Here is a 22,541-nt window from a genome sequence, read left to right as displayed (position 1 = left end):
TAACTGTCCTAAATTGAAAATACATAAGGAAGGAGGTTAAGAGAATGTCAAGGACTTCAAAGATTACAGCACTTTATGAGAGATTATCAAGAGATGATGACCTGAATGGCGAGAGTAATTCCATTACCAATCAGAAAAAATACCTCGAAGATTATGCCCGTAGGAATGGTTTTGAGAATATCCGCCATTTTACTGACGATGGTTTTTCGGGTGTGAATTTCAATCGTCCGAGTTTTCAGGAGTTGATTAAGGAAGTAGAAGCAGGAAATGTCGCAACGATTATTGTTAAGGATATGAGCCGATTAGGACGAAACTATCTGCAAGTCGGCTTTTATACGGAAGTTCTGTTCCCACAGAAAGATGTCCGTTTTCTTGCAATAAACAACAGCATTGACAGTAATAATGCTTCTGATAATGACTTTGCCCCATTTTTGAATATAATGAACGAATGGTACGCCAAAGACACAAGCAATAAAATCAAGGCTGTGTTTGACGCCCGTATGAAAGACGGGAAGCGTTGCAGTGGTTCAATCCCTTATGGATATAACCGATTAGCAACCGACAAACAAACGCTTGTCGTTGACCCTGTGGCTTCTGAGGTAGTAAAGCGTATCTTTCTGCTTGCCAACGAGGGAAAAAGTCCGAGAGCAATCGCTGAATTGCTTACCGAAGAAAAGGTTTTAATTCCGGCGGCACACGCAAGGGAATATCACCCCGAACAGTATAATGGAATAAAGTTTACAGACCCGTATCTTTGGGGAATGTCAACCATAAGAGGGATTTTAAGCAGACAGGAATATCTCGGTCATACCGTTTTGCGTAAATCGGTCAGTACGAATTTCAAACTGCACAAAAGGAAGAATACCGATGAAGATGAACAGTATGTATTTTATAATACGCACGAGCCTATCATCACGCAGGAACTTTGGGACAGCGTTCAGAAGCGAAAGAAACGAGCAAACAGAACAGCCACAAAAGGTACGCATAGCAACCGTTTAAGCGGTTATCTGTACTGTGCAGATTGTGGAAGAAGAATGACCCTGCAAACGCATTACAGTAAAAAAGACCGTTCGGTGCAGTATTCTTACCGTTGCGGTGGGTATGCAAGCAAAGTAAACTCCTGCTCTGCCCATTCAATTAGTGCTGATAATGTTGAAACCTTGATATTATCGGCTGTAAAACGATTATCAAGATTTGTTCTGAATGACGAAGAAGCCTTTGCAAAAGAACTTCAAGCCTTATGGAATGAAAAGCAGACAGAAAAGCCAAAGCAGAATAAATCGGAATTGCTCCGTTTTCAGAAGCGATACGATGAGCTTTCCAAACTCATTCGTGGTTTGTATGAAAATCTTGTTTCGGGTTTACTGCCCGAAAGACAGTACAAGCAACTGATGAAGCAGTACGATGACGAGCAGGCTGAACTGGAAACGAAGATTGAAGTAATGGAAAAGGAACTTGCCGAAGAAAAAGTAAATGCTGTTGATATTAAGCATTTCATTTCTTTAATTCGCAAGTGCAAAGAGCCGACAGAAATTTCCGATTTGATGTTTGCTGAACTCATTGACAAGATTGTGGTATATGAAGCAGAGGGTGTGGGAAAAGCAAGGACACAAAAGGTTGATATTTACTTCAACTATGTCGGGCGGGTCGATATTGCCTATACAGAAGAAGAACTTGCTGAAATAAAGGCACAGGAAGAACAGATCGAGATGGAACGCTTGGCAAAACAGCGTGAGCGTGAAATAGCCTACCGAGAGAAGCGAAAGGCGAAAAAACTCGCTGAAACCGGTGGAGAAATCGTCAAGACAAAGATATGCCCTCACTGTCAAAAAGAGTTTGTGCCTACAAGTAACCGACAGATATTCTGTTCAAAGGATTGCTGCTATCAGGCAAGGCAGGACCAAAAGAAAGCCGACAGAGAAGCAGAAAGAGGAAATCATTATTATCGTCAGCGTGTCTGTGCTGTGTGTGGCAGTACCTACTGGCCTACACACAGTCAGCAGAAATTCTGTTCCGAGGAATGTCAAAAGCAAAACCACAACGAGAAATCTTTGGAATTTTATCACAAGAAGCAAAAGGAGAAATCAGAATGCAAAGATTTATTACAGACGAAAGAACTGGTATCCAGTACGAACTCATCGGAGATTATTACTATCCCTGCTTGACGATAGAAAACGAAGAACCGTCTACGCTCATAAAATACGGAAGAACGAGGGAAAAATATTTAAGGGAACACAAGAAAGTCTTATATTTCAATCTGCTTACAAGCGGAAAGTTATATGAACACCTTGCTGAAATTGATACTTCGGCGTGTAATATGGCGGAGTATCTGATAAAGGAAATGGCAAGAAAACAAGGTGTGACGGAACAACTGAAAGCGGAGGATATGATGAGATGGGTCGGATTGATGAATAATATCCGAGCCTGTGCAGATGAGATTGTATTGAACGATATTGTGTATTCCTAATAGCATACCAGCCGAAAAGGAACTGCTGTCTTAATTGATGGCAGTTTTCTTTTTCGGGAAGTATTCAAGAAGTCATTAAGTTGTGAGTGTAGTCGAAGTAGTTTGAAGTATTGAAAAAAATGATGACTTTTGTTATAATGTTTAATGGAAGGTTGTATTTTATTAGGAATAACGAAATGAATTTGTAGGTGAGAGTATGAAGAAGAATAGAAAATACAAAAAGATAAAGATAATAATGGTTTTTACAACAGTCTTGCTTATAGCGTTTGTAGCAGTAGTTGGATTATATAAAACAGGGATTTATCGTTTTGATTTTTTTAAGGATGTGTATAAAAAAATCGATTTTCAACTGAGTACAAATGAGCTTAACATTCCTCAGGACGCTCTTTCGTTTTCTGTTTATGATATTGAACAGGGTGAATATTTATTTTACGAGGGAGATAGCCAATTGCCCACAGTAGCAAGTTTGGCAAAACTATTTGTCATTGACTATGCTTTGACAAAAGTTAACTTGGAAGATGTTATTGAAGTAAATCAAGAGGTATTGGATCTTGTGCCGGCTGGGTCATCTTTAGCAAATCTAAAAGTTGGGAAGTACACAGTAAAAGAAATAATGGAAGCTATGCTTGTTCCTTCGGGAAACGATGCTGCCTATTCGTTGGCATATTATATTGCTAAAAATGAATTAGGAGAGGGCTATACAGCAACGGAATATATAAATTATTTTATGACAGAGCTAAGTGAGTATTTAATTGAAGAAGGCTATTCTAAAACAAATTTGTATAATGATCCGAGCGGGGCAGCTATGTCAGCCGATACACATTTGGATGATATTAATCGTGTAGCCTTGAAGCTTTATAATTATGATTTTGTTAAAGAATGTGTAGGGAAAAGCACTTTCTCAATTCAAACTCCACAAGGTGAATTTACTTGGAAAAATACCAATAAGTTTTTAGATAAAAAGTCACCGTACTATAATGAAAATGTAAAAGGAATAAAAACAGGAACTATGGCATCTTCCTATAATATTGTTGTTCTTTATAAAAAAGATGGCAAGGAATATTTGATTACCTGCTTGGCATCATTATCAGATGAAGGAAGATATAAAGCAGTGCAGTCCGCTATAAATACAATTATTAAATGATGTCGAAATATCTTTTAATTAAAGCGTTAAAGTGTCGTGGACAAGATAAAGATTAGTTTGGTGAAACAACAATAGTTGAAGTACGAAAAACATCGTAGAAATACGGTGTTTTTTGTTACCCCAAACCCTACAATTTTATACATAACCACAGGTTAGTACAAATACCTTGTGTGATTTTTTGAAAGGCTTAGAAAGGCAATTTTGCCCGATTTTCGCCCCGAGAAATGACAGAAACAAGGCAGTAAGTATCTTCCCTGTGGTTTTTTGTTTTCAGGCGGAAAGGAGGATTGATATGCCGAGAATGAGTAAGAAACGGAAACAAGAGTGGGCATTGTTTCTGAATGAAAGAAATCGCATTACCTACAACGAACTTTGCAGAAAATGCAGTAATGACTGTAAGCAGAGTTTCCGCTGTATCGTGGTGCTCTGCCCGAAGTATTTATCGAAAAGGAGAACGAAGAACAATGATGAAAATGGAAAATGAGATGAATGTAAATGTACCGCTTGAAATTATCAAGGCAAGTGAGATTGAACCGAAAGAAGTGAAATGGCTGTGGTATCCGTATATTCCGTTCGGCAAGGTTACGCTTTTGCAGGGCGATCCTGGCGATGGGAAAAGCAAGTTAATGCTTTCCATAGCCGCCCTGCTCTCAAAGGGAGAACCTCTCCCCTTTACCGAAGAAGAAACAGAGCCTATGACAGTCATCTATCAGACAACGGAAGATGATGCAGACGATACGGTAGTCCCCCGTTTTAACTCTGCCGGTGGGAACGGAGAAAATCTTATCTTCATCAAAGAAGATGAAAAATCTTTATCCTTTGGAGATAACCGTATTGCTGAAGCAATCGAAAGGTATCACGCAAAACTTTTAATTCTTGACCCGATGAGTTCCTATATCGGAGAGAACTGTTCAATGAACAATGCCAACGAAACAAGGGCAGAGTTTAATCACTTGATTGCAGTTGCAAAAAATACAGGCTGTGCCATCGTGATTATCGCTCATATGAACAAGATGAGAGATACCAACCCTCTTTATCGTACCAACGGTTCTATTGATATTGCGGGTGCTGCAAGAAGTATTCTTGCAATCACACGCACACCGAACAAAGAAGCACCGGCGGCAAGATATATGGTTCAAGTGAAATCCAACCTTGCCCCGACAGGCTCTGCAATTCTCTTTGAGGTTGCAGAAAAGGGAGTGGACTTTATTTCTGAAATGGAAATGACAGCAGAAGAAGCGTTCCAGTCCCTTGCCCCTAAAATGGGCAGACCGAACGACAAGGAAATCAAGGCGAAAGAATTTCTTTTAGAAATGCTGAAAGACGGAGAAATGCTTTCTTCGGATTGCGAAGAAAGACTTGAAGCCGCAGGGTTCAAGAAATCGACCATCAAAAAGGCAAAGAAGAAAGCAGGCGTTATCTCACGAAAACGAGGCTTTCTGTGGTACTGGTCTTTGCCGATGGGCGATATACCGAGAGAATAAAAGCAGGCTGTCTGATGGCGGGACAGTCTGTTTTTATGATTGAGGTATCTAAAGGAGGTCAAGGGGGAACTCCCTTGCCCACGACATCTTTGCAGACGAAGTCTGAAAGTGTCATAGTGGGTTACACACATTCAAAGAATGTTGTGTAATGGCTTCGCCCTGTCTGGAAAGGAGAGCAAAATGGCAAAAATCGACAAGGCGGATATGAGTTGTGCAAGGGTAAAACAGTACACCGCTTCTGATGTGAGCAAGGCGGAAAGGCACAACGAACGCAAGAATGAAACCTATGAAAATATGAATGTAATTGTGGAACGAATACCCTTTAATGTGCATTTCAAAAAGCCGACTGCCCCGACCTATATGGAGCAGTTAAAGCAGATGGAAACAGACGGGCAGGTGTCGCTTCGTGGGTTAAGGAAAGACGCTACCCTTTTCAATGAGATTGTGATTGATGTGAACACGATGTACTTCGAGCGTAACGGTGGTTATGAATACGCAAAGCAGTTTTATGAAGAAGCCTATCATTTCATCGAAGAAAAATTCGGTGCGGACAATGTTATATCGGCGGTAATGCACGCTGATGAAATCAATGTAGCCGCAAGCGAAGAACTGGGAAAAGAGGTTTACCACTATCATCTTCACGCTATGGTTCTGCCAGTGGTGGAGAAAGAAATCCTATGGAGTAAGCGTTGCAAAGACGAAAAACTGCGAGGAACAGTCAAGGAAGTGGTTAATCAGATTAGCCATTCAAAGAAATGGAAATCGGATATTCCGCTGACCGATGAAAAAGGAAATCCGCTTCTTAGGAAGAACGGCAAGCCGATGTTTCGAGCTTCGTACAGCATACTGCAAGATGAATTGTTTCACTATATGACGGAACAAGGGTTCAAGGGCTTTCAGCGTGGCGAATACGGAAGTACAGCGGAGCATTTAACTTCCCTGCAATATCAAATCAAGCAGGATAAAGAACGATTGGAGAAGTTGCAGAAGCGTATTCAAAAGGAACAAGTCAAGTATGAGCCTGCCCGTAATGTTTCCAAAACATTAAACGAGATTGACAGTATGGGGCAGAAAACAATCACAGGTAAAATGGCAATCTCTAAAGAGGATTATTCTCAACTGACAGCCCTTGCCAAAGAGGGTATTACCAGTCGTGCGGAAATCAAAAAATTTGAGCAGAGTGCAAATTTTTACCGACAGAAGTATATGGACAGTGCAAACGCATTGGAACGAATGAAAACCAAATACAACGAACTGAAAGAAAAGTGCAGACCTTTTCTTGAAGCGTTGGAACATTTCCCCGAAGTTGCCAAACTTTTTACCGAAAAAGTGAAGCAACTTTTTTCTTTTAAGGAAGCACAGGAACGAGCCGAAAAAGAAGCAAGGGAAAAAGAAAGACAGGAGCGTATCAAGGCACGAAAGAGCAAGCGAGGTATGGAAAGATAACCTTTTCCATTATACTCACGACTTAATGACTTCTTGATATGTTCCGATGAAACAGGCTGTATTTGTGGGGTGTTCCAAACGGAATGCCCCACAATCAATTTATGAAAAGGAGAAAATGATTATATGAAAGAGAATACTTTATCTTATACAACACGAATAGGCAAAACAACTTTTATTGTAAATGTGAAGCAATCGGAAAGTGCGAAGAAGCCTTTGAATACGGTGTTTCAAGAAATATGCAGACACGAGATGTTGGGAGATTTTTCAGCGGATAAATATTTGAATTTAGAAAACTTACAAAAATCATCTTGACAAACTCGTTCCCGAAGGCACGAATTACCGAGCCAAGACGAGGTTTGCCAAGTTCCATAACCTGCCAGAGCTGATGCAGATGTTTCGGGAGGTGGCGGATATTCAGACCGCCGATATGCTGAAACTCCCCGTTCCGAAAGTCAATTACCACAACATCAAGACCAAGCCGAGCGAAATCCAGAGTGAAATGGTAGCTTTCCTTGCGAAGCGGGCAGAGAAAATAAGGGCAAGGCTTGTCGAACCGCAGGTTGACAATATGCTTAAAGTAACCAACGACGGACGGAAACTTGCCCTCGACCAGAGGATGATAGACCCGATGCTGCCAGACGACCCAGACAGCAAGGTCAATGCCTGCATCGAAAATGTGTATCATATCTGGGAGGAACACGCCGACACAAAGGCGGCACAGCTCATTTTCTGCGACCTTTCCACCCCGAAGAATGACGGCACTTTCAATGTCTATGACGATATACGGGAGAAGCTCATTGCCCGTGGCGTTCCCGCCGAACAGGTGCGGTTTATCCACGAAGCGAATACCGACGCACAGAAAAAAGAGCTTTTCGCAAAGGTACGAAGCGGCGAGGTGCGTATCCTCTTAGGCTCTACTCAGAAAATGGGGGCAGGTACAAATGTGCAGGACAGGCTCATTGCCATCCACAACCTCGATTGCCCGTGGCGACCTTCGGATTTGGAACAACGCCAAGGTCGTCTGGAAAGGCAAGGGAATATGTTCCCAGAGGTGGAGGTTTACCGCTATGTGACGGAGCAGACCTTTGACGCATACCTCTATCAGTTGGTGGAGAGCAAGCAGAAATTTATCAGCCAGATAATGACGAGCAAAAGCCCCGTACGTTCCGCCGAGGACGTAGACGAAGTGGCTCTCTCCTTTGCGGAGGTCAAGATGCTTGCCACAGGCGACGAGCGATTTAAGGAAAAAATGGACTTGGATATGCAGGTGGCGAAGCTGAAAGTATTGAAGCAGAGCTATCTGTCCGAGCATTATGACCTTGAGGACAGGATACTGAAATACTTTCCCCAGACCATTAAAGAGTTTGAAGAACGCATCGCAGGATATGAAAGAGACGCCGCCCTTGTCGAGCAGCATAAACCGCAGGGCGAGGAAAAGTTCTGCCCCATGACCATAAAGGGCGTGACCTATAAGGAAAAATCGGATGCAGGCGAAATGCTCCTTGCCGTCTGTAAGGAAAATCCCCTTGCTAATCCCGTGGAAATCGGCAGCTATCGGGGCTTTAAGATGGAGGTTTATTATGATACCTTGAACACGCATTACTGCCTTAATCTTTGCGGAACGGCAAAGCACAAGGTAGAGTTAGGCTCTGACGCTCTGGGAAACCTGACCCGAATAGAGAACGAGCTTGCGAAGTTCCCTGCCAGACTGGAAGCCGCCAAGACCAGAAAGGCGGAAACCTTAGAGCAGCTTGCCAACGCAAAGACCGAAGTATTAAAGCCCTTTGCCTTTGAAGAGGAGCTGAAAGAAAAGATGGAACGGCTCAATGCCCTCAACATCGAGCTTAATCTGGATGAAAAAGATACTTCCGTTATGGATACCGAGCCAGAACAGAGAGAGGAACAGTCCGAAAGAAAATGTGTCAGCCATGAGCGATAATCTGCGTTTGCATATTTGTATTGCTGAAAAGTGGGCAGTATAATAGGTGTAGATTTAGAAAATGTCGGAGGTGATAGCGGTGTCTGATGCGTTCAGATTTGAAACCTTTGTAGATGTCCACAGCAATATCTTCAACGAATATTTAAGCTCTGTCATCGCAAAGCTGAGTAAGGAAAACGAGGAATACCAAGCGTTGCAGGACAAGATTGAGAGCCTATATGGGAAATATCCCGCCATCTTAGGCGTGTGCGACAGCGAGCAGGCGGCGGAGCTGACAAAGGAAGAATGTGCGGCTCTTATCAAAGTAATGGAGCTTATAAATCAGCTCACGGATATGGAATTGCAGTCTGTTTACCTGCGTGGCTGCTATGACAGCGTAGGTTATCTGAAAAAAGCAGGAATTTTATAACGGACTGACCAAAGAAACGACGGCGTTGGCGTGAAGCTGATGCCGTCGTTTACATAGCCAAGAGGTTTTCTTAACGGAAAATCCCTTGGCTTTTTCTATTTCTGGAGGTGATGATGATTGAATGAGAAGTAACCGACCCTATGTGCAGCTTGACCCAGAGGTCATCGAGCAGGCACGGCAGATGGACTTGCTTTCCTACCTGCAACGGTACGAGCCGAGTAACCTAAAGCGTGTGGCGGGCAATGTCTACTGTACGAGGGAACACGACAGCTTAAAGATTTCCAACGGCAAATGGTACTGGTGGTCAAGAGGTATCGGCGGTGTTTCCGCCCTCGATTATCTCATCAAGGTCAGGGAGTACAGTTTTGTGGAAGCTGTCGAAGCTCTCACAGGCATTACGGCGGAGTGGCAACCACCGCCCCCTGCCATAAAGAAAGATAAGCCAAAGGTGCTGCTCCTGCCAGAGAAAAACGGTAATGCAGACCGAGTGACGGATTACCTGTTCGGGCGTGGCATTGACTTTTCGCTCATTCAGGAGTGTATTGCGGAGGGCATTATTTTCGAGAGCAGGAAGTACCACAACGCTGTTTTTGTCGGCAAGGACAAAAGCGGAACGCCAAAGTATGCGGCTCTCAGGAGTACAGTTGGCAGCTCCTTTAAGGGCGATGCATCGGGCAGCGACAAGCGGTATTCGTTCCGACTTCTGGCAAGAGAGCCGACAGACAAGGTGCATCTATTTGAAGCTGCTATTGATTTATTGTCCTATGCCACCTACCTCAAGTGCGAGGGAAAGGATTATCGGGCGGTAAACCTGCTCTCCCTGTCGGGCGTGTATCAGCCCAAAAAGGAACTCTCGGAGAGCAAAATTCCCATTGCCCTATCCACTTACCTGCGTGAAAATCCGCAGATTAAGACCGTTATCCTGCACTTGGATAACGACAAGACAGGCAGGCTCTGTACCGCCGCCCTAAAAGAATTATTGCAGAAAGACTATAAAATCGTTGACGCCCCGCCGCCAGTCGGCAAGGATGTCAACGATTTTTTAATGTCCTATCTGGGGCTTGCAAAGCAAAATCCCCACTGTGAAAGGAGGGATGCCCGTTGATTGTGCAGCAGATTTTATATTAAGAAAGACCGCCAGACCACACCAAATTTAAGAATGAAAGCGAGGATTTTAACCATTGAAACAGTATGAAGTAACGCTCACAGGACACTATGAAAAGACCATTTCCGTCTATGCCGACAGCCCAGAACAGGCGGCGGAGAAGCTCAAAGTCATCCTCTTTGACACCGACCTTATCGACTTTTCTGATGAAGATTTTGTCTGCGGCGAAGCTGATATTGCGGAAGCAGACGGGGATGGTGAAAAGGAAATTGACCCATCCGATGAGGGTGAGGACGAGTGTCTGAAGCACGAGGATTGTTCGGAATGTCCGTACTTCTGCCCGATGTGCGGAGAATGCCGTCTGGAGGACGGGGACTGAGCAATGTCTTACCAAGCACTGAATTTGGTTATCCATCTCCCGATGGACGCCCAAATTCGCTTGTCAGGGGGCTGCCCCTGAAACCCCGAAAAAGAATATCCGCCCAAGCGTGGCGGTCAGGAAAGGAGTCATAAAAAATGAGTGAGTTTTTATTCTTCCTCATCGGCACGATGCTCGGCAGCGTCATCGGCGTTGTCTTTATGTGCTTGCTTCAGATTAACAGGCTCTCCGAGAGAAAGGAGGACTGCGATGCGAAAAAGAAATGTGCAGATACTGTTCCGTCTGAATGACGAGGAAGCCGCCTACCTCTATGAGCTTGTGGCAAAATCTGGGCGGTCTAAGGAGGCGTTGCTACGTTCCATGCTGATGGGTTACCGCCTTTGCGAAAAGCCCGACCCAGAGTTTTACCAGATAATGCGGGAGCTGTCGGCTATCGGCAACCGTATCAACCAGCTTGCGGCGAAAGCCAACGCCCTTGACTTCGTGGACGCTCCCATGCTTCGTGAGGAAGCCAAGCGGTGGCGTGACTTCCGTCTGGAGGTCAGCAAGACCTACCTGCTCCCCAGAAAGCAGACGGGCTGATGGCGGTCTGCGAGATATGGGATGTGAAAGGCAGGCTCGACCACCCAATCGACTATGCCGAAAACCCAGAAAAGACCGCCAACCCGAAATACAGCGAGGGCGAGTTACAGGCGATGGTGGATGTGATGGAGTACGCCACCAACAAGGACAAGACCGAGCAGCGGTTTTTCGTTACGGGCGTCAACTGCGACCCCGCCACGGCGAGGGATGAGATGATGATTGCTAAGCTTCAGTGGAACGATACAAGCGAGATTGTCTGCTACCACGGCTTCCAGAGCTTTAAGCACGGAGAGGTCACGCCAGAGGTTGCCCATGAGGTGGGCGTAAAACTGGCGGAGAAGATGTGGGGCAGCAGGTTTCAGGTCATTGTCGCCACCCACTTAAATACGGAGTGCCTGCACAACCACTTTGTCGTCAATTCTGTTTCTTTCACAGACGGGAAGCACTACCACGACAACAAGAAAAATCTGCGGCTGCTCCGTAAGCGTTCCGATGAGCTATGCAGGGAGTATGCCCTGTCTGTCATCGAACACCCAAGCGGGAAGAAAAAGCCCTACGCTCTCTACCAAGCGGAAAAGGAGGGGCGACCCACACGGGATAATGTGGCACGGCAGGCGGTGGACGAAGCCATCTCCAAATCATTTACCCTCAAGGACTTTGACCGCCAGATGGCGGAAATGGGATACCGAGTGAGCTTCGACCCCAACCGCAAATACTGGACGATTATCGGGAAAGGATGGCAAAGACCGAAGCGGCTCTACAAGCTCGGAGAGGATTACACCAATGAGAGGATTGTGGAGCGTATCAAGGGAAATTCTTATGCGGTCAAATTCCAGAGGTTTTCCAAACTGACCAAGCAGGTCACGGTCTATCGGCTGAAAGGCTCACTAAAAGACGCCAAGAAAATCGGCGGCTTGCGTGGGCTGTATCTCCATTACTGCTATAAGCTCGGTATCCTGCCGAAAAAGAAACAACCCAATTATGCACGGCTTCATTATCTCCTGAAGGACGACCTGATGAAGATGGAAGCCATCACACAGGAAACAAGGCTGCTCTGCCGCTGTCACATCGACACCACGGAGCAGCTTTGTGATTATAAAAGCTCTTTGCAATCCGAAATGGCTGAGCTGACCGAACAGCGTAAGGGGCTTTATTCCCAGAGCCGCAAGGCAGGCGGCGAAGAAAAAGAAGCGGTCAAAGCAAGACTTTCAGAAATCACGGAGCGAATGAAATTTTTGCGGAAGGAGGTCAGGTTGTGCGAGGGCATCGAAGCCCGCAGCGATACCCTCAAAGAGAAACTGAAAGTGATACGGGCAGACGAAAACAGACAGCAAGGAAAGGAGCTGAGGAAAGATGAACACAGGCGGCGAAGCGGCGGAACAAATCGTGCGGATGAGCTTGGAGGGATTTGAAGTCGCTGCCAAAATCACAGGTGCAGGTGCGAAGAATATCGCCATACTCCTGTATTCCATTCTGAAAGAAGAAAAGAAAACCAAAGGCAAGGCGAGGCTGACGAGTATGCTGCGTTCTGGCAAGGAGTTAAAGGTCTTTACCGTCAAGCGTGGCGATTTGCAGAAATTCACGCAGGAGGCAAAAAAGTACGGCGTCCTTTACTGCGTCCTCACAGACCGTAAGAACAAAGACCCCAATGCGGAAGTGGATGTGATTGCCAGAGCCGAGGACGCTTCCAAAATCAGCCGTATTGTAGAACGCTTCCATCTTGCTTCGGTGGATACCGCATCTATCGTGACCGAAGCGGAAAAATCCAAAGACGGGAAATCTGCGGCGAAGGACGGCAAGGATAGTCAGCCAGAGCCAGACATCGGCGTTCAGGAGAAAGCAGAAAAAGACAAGCTGCTTGACGCCCTCATGGGCAAGCCCGTCCAGAAAGAGGAAAACGCCCCAAACCCCTCGGTGGCAAAGACAGAAAAATCCCCTCTGTCCGAGCCTACCTCAGAGCAGCCAAAGAAATCCGCAGAGGGGGCTACTATGACTAAGGCGGAAAAGCCGTCGGTCAAAGAAGAACTGCGGAAAATCAGGGAGAGCCGAAAGGAACAGGAAGCCGATGCTTCCCCTGTCGGCAGGGAGAAATCTTCCGATAAGGCGAAGAAGCCGCCCGCAGGAAAGACGGAGCATGAGCAGCCGCCGAAGCGGAAGAAACCGAAAAAATCGAAAGGAGCAAGATAATGAGTATCTATGATGTATTCAGCGGCGGCAGCCGCCCCTTTAACAAAGAGGAATGGGCTGCCCAGAAACAGGCGCAAAGGCAGGAAGCCTATGAACTGATTGACAACACCTGCGAAAAGATGATGGCAGATGGCGGTGTGTTTCAGCAGTATCTTGATGTGCAGGGGCGGTTTGACCGCTACTCTGTCAATAACGCCATTCTGGTGGCGGCGCAGATGCCCGAAGCGACGCAGCTCAAAGAAAAATCGGCTTGGAAGAATAACCGTGTCTATGTGAATAAGGACGCACGGAAAGTCGTTATCCTTGAGCCGAGTAAGGAATATACCCGTAATGATGGTACAAAGGCTGTCGGCTACAATGCTAAAGAGGTCTACGATGTTTCCGAAACCTCTGCAAAGGACAGGCAGCAGCCGCAGGAAGCAAAGACCATGCGGGATTTGGCGTCGGCAATGATTGACGCAAGCCCCGCCAATTTTCAGCCCGTGGAGGAACTGGAAGTACCCGCTTTCTATGACAGCTCGCAGCAGACTATCTTTGTCAGGACGGGGCTTTCAGAGGAACAGCTTTTCGTGTGTATATCGAAGGAGGTTGCGGCGGCGGTTTTCGATTTCAAATACAATGAGAGCCGTGACGCATCCGATTTCAAATCCTTCTGCGTCGCCTATATGGTAAGTTCCCGTTACGGTGTGGACACCAGAGGATTTAACTTTGGCAAGCTACCCAAAGAGTATGAGGGGATGGATACGCAGGCGTTCAAAGGCGAGCTTGGCTCAATGCGTGATGTTTTGGGCGAAATCCAGAGCGATATGTATAAGAGCATGGAGAAGAACAAGCCGCCGAAGTCGAAGGAACAGGAACGCTAATGGGAGGTGCAGCCGATGAAAGAAGAACGCTACCACATCGCCCTTGATAAGTACGATAAGAATATCGTGCTGAACGCACTCAATACCCTGCGGACGCAGCAGATACAGGAGGAACGCCCCACTGACCCTGTTGACGAGCTGATAAGCACGGTAGCCCACGCCCCGACCAAAAAGGTGCGTGTCGTAAACTGCAAGTGCCATGAGGAACGATGAGAACAGGACGAGCCTAATCCTTGCCGCCTGCGGGATTGTGCCTGTTGTGTGGTTTGCCCTGCTGACCGCCCCATATGTGGACGGCGGCATCGTGGAGATAATCGGAGGTTTATCCGAAGCAATCAATCAGCCGTTTCAGATAACGGTATGTGAGGACAGCGTGAAAACTGTCCTTATTTTTTTGCTTGCCTACGGGATGGGCATCGGCATTTATCTCTCCACACGCAGGAACTACCGCAAACGGGAGGAACACGGCTCGGCAAAATGGGGCAACGCAGGTACGCTTAATAAAAAGTACCGAGATAAAGACCCGACCCAGAATAAGCTCTTAACCCAGAATGTCCGTATCGGACTGGACGGGAGGAAGCACCGCCGCAACTTAAATATCTTAGTCTGCGGCGGCTCTGGTGCGGGCAAGACCCGCTTCTTTTGTAAGCCCAACGCCATGCAGTGCAACACTTCGATGGTCATCTTAGACCCAAAGGGAGAAATCGTGCGGGATGTGGGAGGTTTGCTTGAAAAGAAAGGCTATGAGGTGCGGGTGCTTGATTTAATCAACATGCACAAGAGCCATTGCTACAACCCGTTTGTCTATCTTCGGAGCGACAACGATGTGCAGCGTCTTGTAACGAACTTGTTTAAGGCGACCACGCCGAAAGGAAGTCAGTCGCAAGACCCGTTCTGGGATACGGCGGCGAGTATGCTGCTCCTCTCCCTTGTGTTCTACCTGAAATACGAAGCCCCGCCAGACGAACAGAATTTCCCGATGGTGATGGAGCTGCTTCGTGCAGGCGAGGTTAAGGAGGACGACGACAGCTATGTAAGCCCCCTTGATGAACTGTTTGACCGTCTGGAAATGGAAAACCCAGAGCATATCGCACTCAAGTATTATCGGGATTATCACTCTGGCTCTGCCAAGACGCTAAAGAGCATCCAGATAACCCTTGCCGCAAGGCTTGAAAAATTCAATCTGGAGAGCCTTGCAAGTCTTACCGCCACAGACGAGCTTGATTTGCCGAGCTTAGGCGAAAAGAAAGTGGCTCTGTTTGCCCTAATCCCAGATAACGATACAAGTTTTAATTTTCTTGTGTCGATTCTATACACGCAACTTTTTCAACAGCTTTTTTATCTTGCCGACCACAAGTACGGCGGCAGCCTGCCCGTCCATTGCCATTTCATCATGGACGAATTTGCGAATGTTTCGCTGCCCGATGACTTCGACAAGATTTTGAGCGTTATGCGTTCCAGAGGTGTGTCAGTCAGTATTATTTTGCAGAACTTGGCACAGCTTAAAGCCCTCTTTGAGAAACAGTGGGAAAGCATCGTGGGCAACTGCGATGAATTCCTGTATCTGGGCGGCAATGAGCAGAGTACCCACAAGTATGTGTCGGAGCTTCTGGGAAAGGAAACTATCGACACGAACACTTATGGGAAAAGCTCTGGGCGGAGCGGGAACTATTCTACCAACTATCAGATTTCGGGGCGTGAGCTTTTAACGCCAGACGAGGTGCGTATGCTTGACAACCGCTACGCACTTCTTTTTGTGCGAGGGGAACGCCCCGTGATGGACTTTAAGTACGACATCTTAAAGCATCCCAATGTGAAACTGACAGCAGACGGAGGGCAGCCGCCTTATCTTCACGGCGAGCCGACGCAGGCTGTCGCAACTGTTGTGTTTGACAGCGATATTCCAAAGGACGCAATCAGCGTAAATGCTGTCAGCACTTCCTATGAGCTTCTGTCCGAGGAGGACTTGGAAGAATTATTCAATTTATAAGGAGGATTTATCTATGCGAATTTTCAAGAAAAATGAGAACAAGAAAACCACCAAGCTGCCCATGACTGGCAAGGTAGAGAAAGGCTTCCGCCGCTACTGCGTGGCGGTGCTTGCCCTCACGCTGATGAGCGTGACTTCCGTGACCGCCTTTGCCGCAAGCGACCCCATTCAGGTAGTCAACAACCTCTCCGATTTCATCTTCGGTCTGGTAAGGGCTGTCGGTATGATTATGCTCGGCTTCGGTATCGTGCAGGTGGGCTTGTCGCTGAAATCCCACGACCCTTCCCAGAGGGCGAATGGATTTCTGACGCTTGCCGGCGGCGTTGTGATTACCTTTGCGAAGGAGATTTTGACGCTTATCACGGGCTGATTGCAAGGAACAGAAAGAGCAACCCAAAGACACAAGACAGGGCTTACGGGGCAGATCCGCTTTGCGGCTTGCCCCGCAAGCTGATTATAACAAGGAGGTGGTCGAATGTCTGATAACTGGGTAGTGCAGAATTTAGAGAACGCCTTGAACACTTGGAACGAGAAGTTAGCCGAGATATGGCAGCTCATTACCCAATCCCCAGAAACCTTTAAGGGCGGGGCGATATGGAATGTCATCGTGGATATACACGGTGCGGTGCAGGCTATCGGGCTTGCCCTGCTCGTCCTGTTCTTTGTGGTGGGCGTGATGCGTACCTGCGGCAACTTTGCCGAGGTCAAGCGTCCTGAGCAGGCGTTGAAGCTGTTTATCCGTTTCGCCCTTGCCAAAGGTGCAGTAACTTACGGTTTGGAGCTGATGATGGCTCTTTTCAAGATTGTGCAGGGTATCATATCCACGATTATGAACGCCGCAGGCTTCGGTGCGGCACAGCAGACGGTACTGCCGCAGGAAATCGTCACGGCGGTTGAGGACTGCGGATTTTTTGAGAGCATCCCCCTATGGGCGGTCACGCTTATCGGCGGTCTGTTCATTACGGTACTCTCATTCATTATGATTATGTCGGTGTACGGCAGATTTTTCAAGCTCTACCTTTATACCGCCATCGCCCCTGTCCCCCTCGCCGCCTTTGCGGGAGAGCCGAGCCAGAGTGTCGGAAAGAGCTTTATCAAAAGCTATTCCGCCGTCTGCCTTGAAGGGGCAATTATCGTGCTTGCGTGTATCATCTTCTCCGTGTTTGCGGCTTCCCCGCCTGTCGTCAATCCCGATGCGGCGGCGGTCACGATGGTATGGAGCTATATCGGGGAACTTGTTTTTAATATGCTCGTCCTTGTCGGTGCGGTCAAGATGGCAGACCGTGTGGTACGGGAAATGATGGGCTTGTAATCATCAATCAGGAAAGGAAAATCAAAATGCAAAAAGAGCCAGAGTATTACCAGATTTATCATATCCATTTGTTGAACGGAGAAGTCATTGAGGCTTCCGAAGCCTATGACCTGCCTGCGGAAAAGGGATTAGTCGGAAAATTTGAAAAGGCTGACGATAACGAAATCTTTGAAATCGGGGACGCCATTTCAGGATTTGCGTATATCCCCAAACGCAGCATTCTCTTTATAGCGACAGGCGATGTAAAGGAAGGATGGTGTCCGTTTGGAAGTCAAGATAAATAAGGAAATCCGTAACTATACGGAGAGTATGTTTTTTGGGCTGTCAATGCGGCAGTTCATTTTTCCTGTCCTTGCCTGCGGCGTGGCGGTGGGCTTGTAATTGTAAATTTTCTGCGGAGCTGTTGACTATGTTGCATGGAATGGGTATAATATGGGTAGAATATTACTACCGATACAATTCAAGGAGGTGTCATTATGAATATTCGTCCATCCGCAGCAATCCGCCAGAATTACAATGAGATTGCCGATATGTGCAGAAAGACCGCAGAGCCGATTTTCCTTACCAAGAATGGCGAGGGGGATTTGGTTGTCATGGATATTGAAACCTATAACAGACGGGAAAAGATGTTAAAACTCCGTGAGGAGCTGCTTGCCGTTGAGGAAGATAGGATGCGCGGGAACAAAGGTTACTCTGTTGATGAAGTTGCTGCGATGATGCGTAGCGCAATCAAGGAGGCAGCAGGTCATGGAACAGCAGAATAAATACCGTGTGATTGTATCGGAACGTGCAACACAGATGCTCGTTTCCCATGCCGCATTTCTGGCACAGGTCAGCCCAGAGGCGGCGGAACGGTTGACAGCCGAGTTTGAAAAGACCGCAAATTCATTGGAGCTGATGCCACAGAGATGCTCGTGGCTTACAGGGGAATATATTCCCCGAAACGCCTACCGTTTTATCCTGTTTGAAAAACGCTATATGATAATCTTCCAGATAGTAGACGATATAGTCTACGCCGATTATGTGGTGGATTGCAGGCAGGATTACAGTTGGCTTATCAGGTAACAAGAAAATAAACCGAGCAAAATCGTCACTTGATAACAGGTGGCGGTTTTTTTATGTCCAAAAGGAGGTGCTATCTATTTGGAAGTCAAAATAAATAAGGAAATCCGCAACTATACGGAGAGTATGTTTTTCGGGCTGTCGATGCGGCAGTTCATTTTTTCTGTCCTTGCCTGCGGCGTGGCGGTGGGCTTGTATTTCCTGCTCCGCCCGAAGTTCGGCACGGAAACCCTCAGTTGGATGTGTATTCTGGGGGCTTCCCCCTTTGCCATGATGGGCTTTGTGAAATACAACGGAATGACCGCCGAGCAGTTTGTCTGGGCGTGGATAAAATCGGAGTTTCTGATGCCGAAGAAGATTTTATTTTTGCCAGACAACCTCTATTATGAAGCGTTGAAGCCGAATATCGAAGCAAGGGAGAAGGGCTTGCCCGCCCCGATAAAGAAGCAGAAACGGCAGGCGGGAAAGTCAGAGAAACAGAAAATGAAGAAAGCTAAGAAATCAAAAAAGCGTAAGGAGGTAAGCCATGATAAAGACGCTTAGAAACCTGTTTAAGCAGGACAAGGAGAAATTTGCCGTTCCGAAATCAGTGCAGGCGGTCATCCCCATGAAAACCATCTGGGAGGACGGCATTTTCCTTGTCGGGAAGAACAAATACGCCAAGACCTTCAAGTTTGAGGACATCAATTACGCCGTGGCGAGCCGTGAGGACAAGGAAGCGATGTTTTTAGAGTATTCAGAGCTTTTGAACGCCCTCGACAGCGGTGCGACCACAAAAATCACGATTAACAACCGCCGCTTAAATAAAGCGGATTTTGAGCAGACCATCCTAATCCCGATGGCGGAGGACGGTCTGGATAAGTACCGTAAGGAATACAACAAGATGCTGCTTGATAAGGCGACAGGGGCTAATTCCATCGTGCAGGATAAATATGTGACCGTATCGGTGTGCAAAAAGAATATCGAGGAAGCACGGAATTATTTTGCCCGTGTTGGTGCTGACCTTATCGCCCATTTTAACCGTCTTGGCTCAAAGTGCAGTGAGCTTGACGCAGCTGACAAGCTCCGCATCTTCCACGACTTCTACCGCACGGGCGAGGAAACCGCCTTTGCCTTTGATATGGTGCAGTCCATGAAAAAAGGTCACGATTTTAAGGACTATATCTGCCCCGACACCTTTGAGTTTGAAAAAGACTATTTCCGTATGGGCGACAGGTACGGGCGTGTGATTTTCCTGCGGGAATATGCCGCCTATATCAAGGACAGCATGGTGGCGGAGCTTTGCGAGCTGAACAGAAACATGATGCTCTCCGTGGATGTCGTTCCCGTTCCCACGGACGAAGCGGTGCGGGAGGTGGAAAACCGTCTGCTCGGCGTGGAAACAAATATAACGAACTGGCAGAGGAAGCAGAACCAGAACAACAACTTTTCCGCCGTCATCCCCTACGACTTGGAGCAGCAGCGTCGGGAAAGCAAGGAGTTTCTGGACGATTTGACGACCCGTGACCAGAGGATGATGTTTGCGGTGCTGACGATGGTGCATACCGCCGATACCAAAGAGCAGCTTGACAACGACACGGAAGCCCTCTTGACGACGGCAAGAAAGCATTTGTGCCAGTTTGCGGTGCTGAAATATCAGCAGATGGACGGATTAAATACAGCCCTGCCCTTTGGCGTGAGGAAGATTGACGCATTAAGGACGCTGACAACGGAGAGCCTTGCAGTGTTTATCCCGTTTAGAGTGCAGGAAATCTACCATAAGGACGGCGTGTACTACGGGCAGAATGTAATCTCCAAAAACATGATTATCGCTAACCGCCGCCACCTATTGAACGGCAATTCTTTTATCCTCGGCGTGTCTGGTGCGGGTAAATCCTTTACGGCAAAGGAGGAAATGACGAACATCATTCTGACCGACCCCAACGCCGATGTTATTATTATAGACCCTGAGCGAGAATATTCCCCGCTTGTGAAAGCCATGCAGGGCGAGGTCATCCACATCTCGGCAACGAGCGATAACCACATCAACGCTATGGATATGAACTCCGATTACGGCGACGGTGCAAACCCCGTCATCCTGAAATCGGAGTTTATTTTGTCTTTGTGCGAGCAGCTCATCGGCGGGGCAAGTCTGGGGGCAAAGCAGAAATCTATCATTGACCGATGCACGGCGAGCGTCTACCGCTACTATCAGCAGGGCAACTATATGGGAACGCCGCCCACCTTGCAGGACTTCCGTGAGGAGCTGTTAAAGCAGAACGAGCCAGAAGCACAGGAAATCGCCCTTGCCATCGAGCTTTTCACGGACGGCTCCCTCAACACCTTTGCCAAGCATACCAATGTGGATACCCACAGCCGCCTTATCTGCTATGACATTCTGGATTTAGGCAAGCAGCTACAGCCTATCGGTATGCTTGTGGTGCTTGACAGCATCCTAAACCGCATCACCCAGAACAGGGCGAAAGGCAGGAACACCTTTATTTTCATTGACGAGATTTACCTGCTCTTTCAGCATGAATACTCGGCAAACTTCCTCTTTACCCTCTGGAAGCGAGTGCGTAAGTACGGGGCGTACTGTACGGGCATTACGCAGAACGTGGACGACCTGTTGCAGAGCCATACGGCGAGGACGATGCTTGCCAACAGCGAGTTTATCATTATGCTCAATCAGGCGTCCACAGACCGTATCGAGCTTGCAAAGCTCCTTAATATCTCTGATTTGCAGATGAGCTATATCACCAATGTCGGTGCAGGTCAGGGGCTTTTGAAAGTGGGCAGCTCCCTCGTGCCGTTCGTTAATAAGTTCCCACGCAATACGGAGCTGTATAAGCTGATGACAACCAAATTTGGGGAGTGTTAAGAATGGAGGGATTTTTATGTCAGAGATAAGGTTTCGCAATGCAGCCCACCGTGATTTCTTTCTGGAAAATATGATGAAATGCAGGGTAAACGACTGTTATCACAGGGCGTTTTTCTATGTGATGGGGATTGCGGAGGAAACAAGGAACAACATCAATGCCATGTTTGATTTTAAGACAGACTGCATTGAGCCAGAGGGGATGCACGGCGGATGGCAGACAAGCGGCACGGTCAAGGTCTGCCACCTTGCCTTTAACCTCTGGAACGGTTATGCCGAGGAGGGGCGTGAGAGGTATTTCACCCCAGAAGAATTGTTCTGCTGCGAGTTTGCCCCGTACTTTATGGAGGGCATCAAGGTGAGGTATCCCGAGTATTGCAGGGATTTACCGTCGCCCAAGAAGCAGACCGAGCATACACGGTAAACCGTAATCTCAAAAAATGAAATACCCTGCGGGCATACCGTTATGCCCAGAAAACAGGGCAAATGAAAGAAAGGAAAACAAGCCTATGAATTTGAAAAAATATCAATCTGTTATCTGTATCGTTGCCGCCGTTACCCTTTTAGGGGCGGCGGCTTTCTGCGGCTATCACATCTACGCCCACTATGCACAGGTGGACGAGCAGGAGGAAGTGTTTGACAGTCTTGCGGAGGTGGTGGAGAACACTCCTGCGGAGGAAGAAACACCAGAAGATACGCCCGTCAGCGAGGGCGAGGATGTGCTTGCCAAATATCAGGAATTGTACTTGCAGAACGAGGACATGGTTGGCTGGATTGCCATTGACGGGACAGCTATCAACTATCCCGTTATGCAGAGCAAGAACAACCCCAACTTCTATCTGAAGCACAGCTTTGAAAAGGAATACAGCGATTTGGGCGTGCCGTATATCCAAGAAAACTGCGACATCCTCACAAGCGACAACCTGATTATCTACGGTCATCACATCAAGGGGCAAAAGATGTTCGGGGCATTGGAGAATTATAAGGACAAGAGCTTCTATGAGGAACACAAGACCATCCAGTTTGACACGTTGACCGAGCAGGGCGAGTATGAAATCATCGCCGTCTTTAAGACCGTGGCGTATAGTGCGGAGGGCTACCGCTATTATGACTTTGTGGATGCGGAGAATGAGGAGGAATTTAACGCCTATATCGCCAAGTGTAAGGAGCTTGCCCTGTATGATACGGGTGTGACCGCCGAGTACGGCGATAAGCTCATTACCCTCTCCACCTGCGAATACTCCGCCCAGAACGGCAGGCTTGTGGTTGTGGCGAAAAAAATCGTGTAACAAACGCAGGAATTTACGGAAGGGAG

At 47.2% G+C, this 22,541-nt stretch carries 27 protein-coding genes; all 27 read left to right on the top strand.

The features are described from left to right. The first annotated feature begins 44 nt into the window (after nucleotides 1–44). Entirely contained in the window at nucleotides 45–2,165 is a 2,121-nt protein-coding gene (locus tag ABUA27_RS00675; RefSeq protein WP_349820034.1) for a recombinase family protein, read from the top strand. Beyond that, complete coding sequence (locus ABUA27_RS00670; RefSeq protein ID WP_032089827.1) at nucleotides 2,090–2,467, top strand: TnpV protein; 378 nt, start codon at nucleotides 2,090–2,092, stop codon at nucleotides 2,465–2,467. Before ABUA27_RS00675 ends, ABUA27_RS00670 begins: the two co-directional genes overlap by 76 nt. A 196-nt stretch (nucleotides 2,468–2,663) precedes the next feature. Beyond that, on the top strand, nucleotides 2,664–3,611 hold the full coding sequence (locus tag ABUA27_RS00665) for a serine hydrolase (RefSeq protein ID WP_021639596.1): 948 nt from the start codon (nucleotides 2,664–2,666) through the stop codon (nucleotides 3,609–3,611). A gap of 341 nt (nucleotides 3,612–3,952) precedes the next feature. Next, complete coding sequence (locus ABUA27_RS00655) at nucleotides 3,953–5,095, top strand: AAA family ATPase (RefSeq protein ID WP_021650243.1); 1,143 nt, start codon at nucleotides 3,953–3,955, stop codon at nucleotides 5,093–5,095. 180 nt (nucleotides 5,096–5,275) lie between these two features. Further along, complete coding sequence (locus tag ABUA27_RS00650) at nucleotides 5,276–6,541, top strand: plasmid recombination protein (RefSeq protein ID WP_117468900.1); 1,266 nt, start codon at nucleotides 5,276–5,278, stop codon at nucleotides 6,539–6,541. Between the two features lie 123 nt (nucleotides 6,542–6,664). Next, nucleotides 6,665–6,853, top strand: a complete 189-nt coding sequence (locus tag ABUA27_RS00645; protein ID WP_004452856.1) for a transposon-encoded TnpW family protein — start codon at nucleotides 6,665–6,667, stop codon at nucleotides 6,851–6,853. 91 nt (nucleotides 6,854–6,944) lie between these two features. Beyond that, nucleotides 6,945–8,480, top strand: a complete 1,536-nt coding sequence (locus ABUA27_RS00640; protein ID WP_502879676.1) for a helicase-related protein — start codon at nucleotides 6,945–6,947, stop codon at nucleotides 8,478–8,480. Nucleotides 8,481–8,559: 79 nt separating this feature from the next. Next, the gene (locus ABUA27_RS00635) at nucleotides 8,560–8,889 is read left to right on the top strand and encodes a DUF6664 family protein (RefSeq protein ID WP_117918407.1); all 330 of its coding nucleotides are present in this window, start codon (nucleotides 8,560–8,562) and stop codon (nucleotides 8,887–8,889) included. Nucleotides 8,890–9,010: 121 nt separating this feature from the next. Next, complete coding sequence (locus ABUA27_RS00630) at nucleotides 9,011–9,994, top strand: DUF3991 and TOPRIM domain-containing protein (protein WP_031475733.1); 984 nt, start codon at nucleotides 9,011–9,013, stop codon at nucleotides 9,992–9,994. Nucleotides 9,995–10,070: 76 nt separating this feature from the next. Next, complete coding sequence (locus ABUA27_RS00625) at nucleotides 10,071–10,373, top strand: hypothetical protein (RefSeq protein WP_031475735.1); 303 nt, start codon at nucleotides 10,071–10,073, stop codon at nucleotides 10,371–10,373. Nucleotides 10,374–10,510: 137 nt separating this feature from the next. Next, nucleotides 10,511–10,663, top strand: a complete 153-nt coding sequence (locus ABUA27_RS00620) for a DUF3789 domain-containing protein (protein ID WP_078097016.1) — start codon at nucleotides 10,511–10,513, stop codon at nucleotides 10,661–10,663. Beyond that, a complete protein-coding gene (locus ABUA27_RS00615) occupies nucleotides 10,623–10,955 on the top strand; it encodes a plasmid mobilization protein (RefSeq protein ID WP_031475737.1) in 333 nt (110 codons plus the stop codon). The genes ABUA27_RS00620 and ABUA27_RS00615 overlap by 41 nt, the downstream gene beginning before the upstream one ends. Continuing rightward, nucleotides 10,955–12,367, top strand: a complete 1,413-nt coding sequence (locus tag ABUA27_RS00610; RefSeq protein WP_031475739.1) for a relaxase/mobilization nuclease domain-containing protein — start codon at nucleotides 10,955–10,957, stop codon at nucleotides 12,365–12,367. The genes ABUA27_RS00615 and ABUA27_RS00610 overlap by 1 nt, the downstream gene beginning before the upstream one ends. After that, nucleotides 12,309–13,142, top strand: coding sequence for a PcfB family protein (locus tag ABUA27_RS00605; protein ID WP_031475741.1), 834 nt, complete (start codon nucleotides 12,309–12,311; stop codon nucleotides 13,140–13,142). Before ABUA27_RS00610 ends, ABUA27_RS00605 begins: the two co-directional genes overlap by 59 nt. Then, nucleotides 13,142–14,005, top strand: coding sequence for a hypothetical protein (locus ABUA27_RS00600; protein WP_031475743.1), 864 nt, complete (start codon nucleotides 13,142–13,144; stop codon nucleotides 14,003–14,005). The genes ABUA27_RS00605 and ABUA27_RS00600 overlap by 1 nt, the downstream gene beginning before the upstream one ends. A 15-nt stretch (nucleotides 14,006–14,020) precedes the next feature. Then, on the top strand, nucleotides 14,021–14,218 hold the full coding sequence (locus tag ABUA27_RS00595) for a hypothetical protein (RefSeq protein WP_031475745.1): 198 nt from the start codon (nucleotides 14,021–14,023) through the stop codon (nucleotides 14,216–14,218). Beyond that, complete coding sequence (locus ABUA27_RS00590) at nucleotides 14,205–15,995, top strand: VirD4-like conjugal transfer protein, CD1115 family (RefSeq protein WP_117918406.1); 1,791 nt, start codon at nucleotides 14,205–14,207, stop codon at nucleotides 15,993–15,995. The genes ABUA27_RS00595 and ABUA27_RS00590 overlap by 14 nt, the downstream gene beginning before the upstream one ends. A 13-nt stretch (nucleotides 15,996–16,008) precedes the next feature. Then, nucleotides 16,009–16,365 carry a glutamyl-tRNA amidotransferase gene (locus tag ABUA27_RS00585; protein WP_031476363.1) on the top strand — a complete coding sequence of 119 codons (357 nt, stop codon included), beginning with the start codon at nucleotides 16,009–16,011 and terminating at the stop codon, nucleotides 16,363–16,365. A 105-nt stretch (nucleotides 16,366–16,470) separates the two neighbouring features. Then, complete coding sequence (locus ABUA27_RS00580) at nucleotides 16,471–17,307, top strand: VirB6/TrbL-like conjugal transfer protein, CD1112 family (protein ID WP_031476365.1); 837 nt, start codon at nucleotides 16,471–16,473, stop codon at nucleotides 17,305–17,307. A 26-nt stretch (nucleotides 17,308–17,333) separates the two neighbouring features. Next, nucleotides 17,334–17,591, top strand: a complete 258-nt coding sequence (locus tag ABUA27_RS00575; RefSeq protein WP_031476367.1) for a hypothetical protein — start codon at nucleotides 17,334–17,336, stop codon at nucleotides 17,589–17,591. A gap of 25 nt (nucleotides 17,592–17,616) precedes the next feature. Further along, nucleotides 17,617–17,688, top strand: coding sequence for a hypothetical protein (locus ABUA27_RS12675; protein WP_502879678.1), 72 nt, complete (start codon nucleotides 17,617–17,619; stop codon nucleotides 17,686–17,688). A 95-nt stretch (nucleotides 17,689–17,783) separates the two neighbouring features. After that, entirely contained in the window at nucleotides 17,784–18,071 is a 288-nt protein-coding gene (locus ABUA27_RS00565; RefSeq protein WP_031476369.1) for a type II toxin-antitoxin system Phd/YefM family antitoxin, read from the top strand. After that, nucleotides 18,055–18,372: a type II toxin-antitoxin system RelE/ParE family toxin gene (locus ABUA27_RS00560; protein WP_031476371.1), complete on the top strand. Its 318-nt coding sequence runs from the start codon at nucleotides 18,055–18,057 to the stop codon at nucleotides 18,370–18,372. The genes ABUA27_RS00565 and ABUA27_RS00560 overlap by 17 nt, the downstream gene beginning before the upstream one ends. Nucleotides 18,373–18,450: 78 nt before the next feature. Then, entirely contained in the window at nucleotides 18,451–18,912 is a 462-nt protein-coding gene (locus tag ABUA27_RS00555) for a PrgI family protein (RefSeq protein WP_031476373.1), read from the top strand. Beyond that, the gene (locus tag ABUA27_RS00550; protein WP_031476375.1) at nucleotides 18,896–21,229 is read left to right on the top strand and encodes a VirB4-like conjugal transfer ATPase, CD1110 family; all 2,334 of its coding nucleotides are present in this window, start codon (nucleotides 18,896–18,898) and stop codon (nucleotides 21,227–21,229) included. The genes ABUA27_RS00555 and ABUA27_RS00550 overlap by 17 nt, the downstream gene beginning before the upstream one ends. Before the next feature lie 16 nt (nucleotides 21,230–21,245). Next, entirely contained in the window at nucleotides 21,246–21,650 is a 405-nt protein-coding gene (locus ABUA27_RS00545; RefSeq protein ID WP_031476377.1) for a DUF6075 family protein, read from the top strand. 85 nt (nucleotides 21,651–21,735) lie between these two features. Next, nucleotides 21,736–22,515, top strand: a complete 780-nt coding sequence (gene srtB / locus ABUA27_RS00540) for a class B sortase (RefSeq protein ID WP_502879675.1) — start codon at nucleotides 21,736–21,738, stop codon at nucleotides 22,513–22,515. The last annotated feature ends 26 nt before the right edge of the window (nucleotides 22,516–22,541 follow it).

Source organism: Catenibacterium sp. RTP21428st1_D7_RTP21428_210409, assembly GCF_040227455.1.
GTDB classification, from domain to species: Bacteria; Bacillota_I; Bacilli_A; order Erysipelotrichales; family Coprobacillaceae; genus Catenibacterium; species Catenibacterium mitsuoka_A.
Note: the sequence above shows the minus strand (reverse complement) of the source record. Positions and strands in the feature narration are given on the sequence as shown.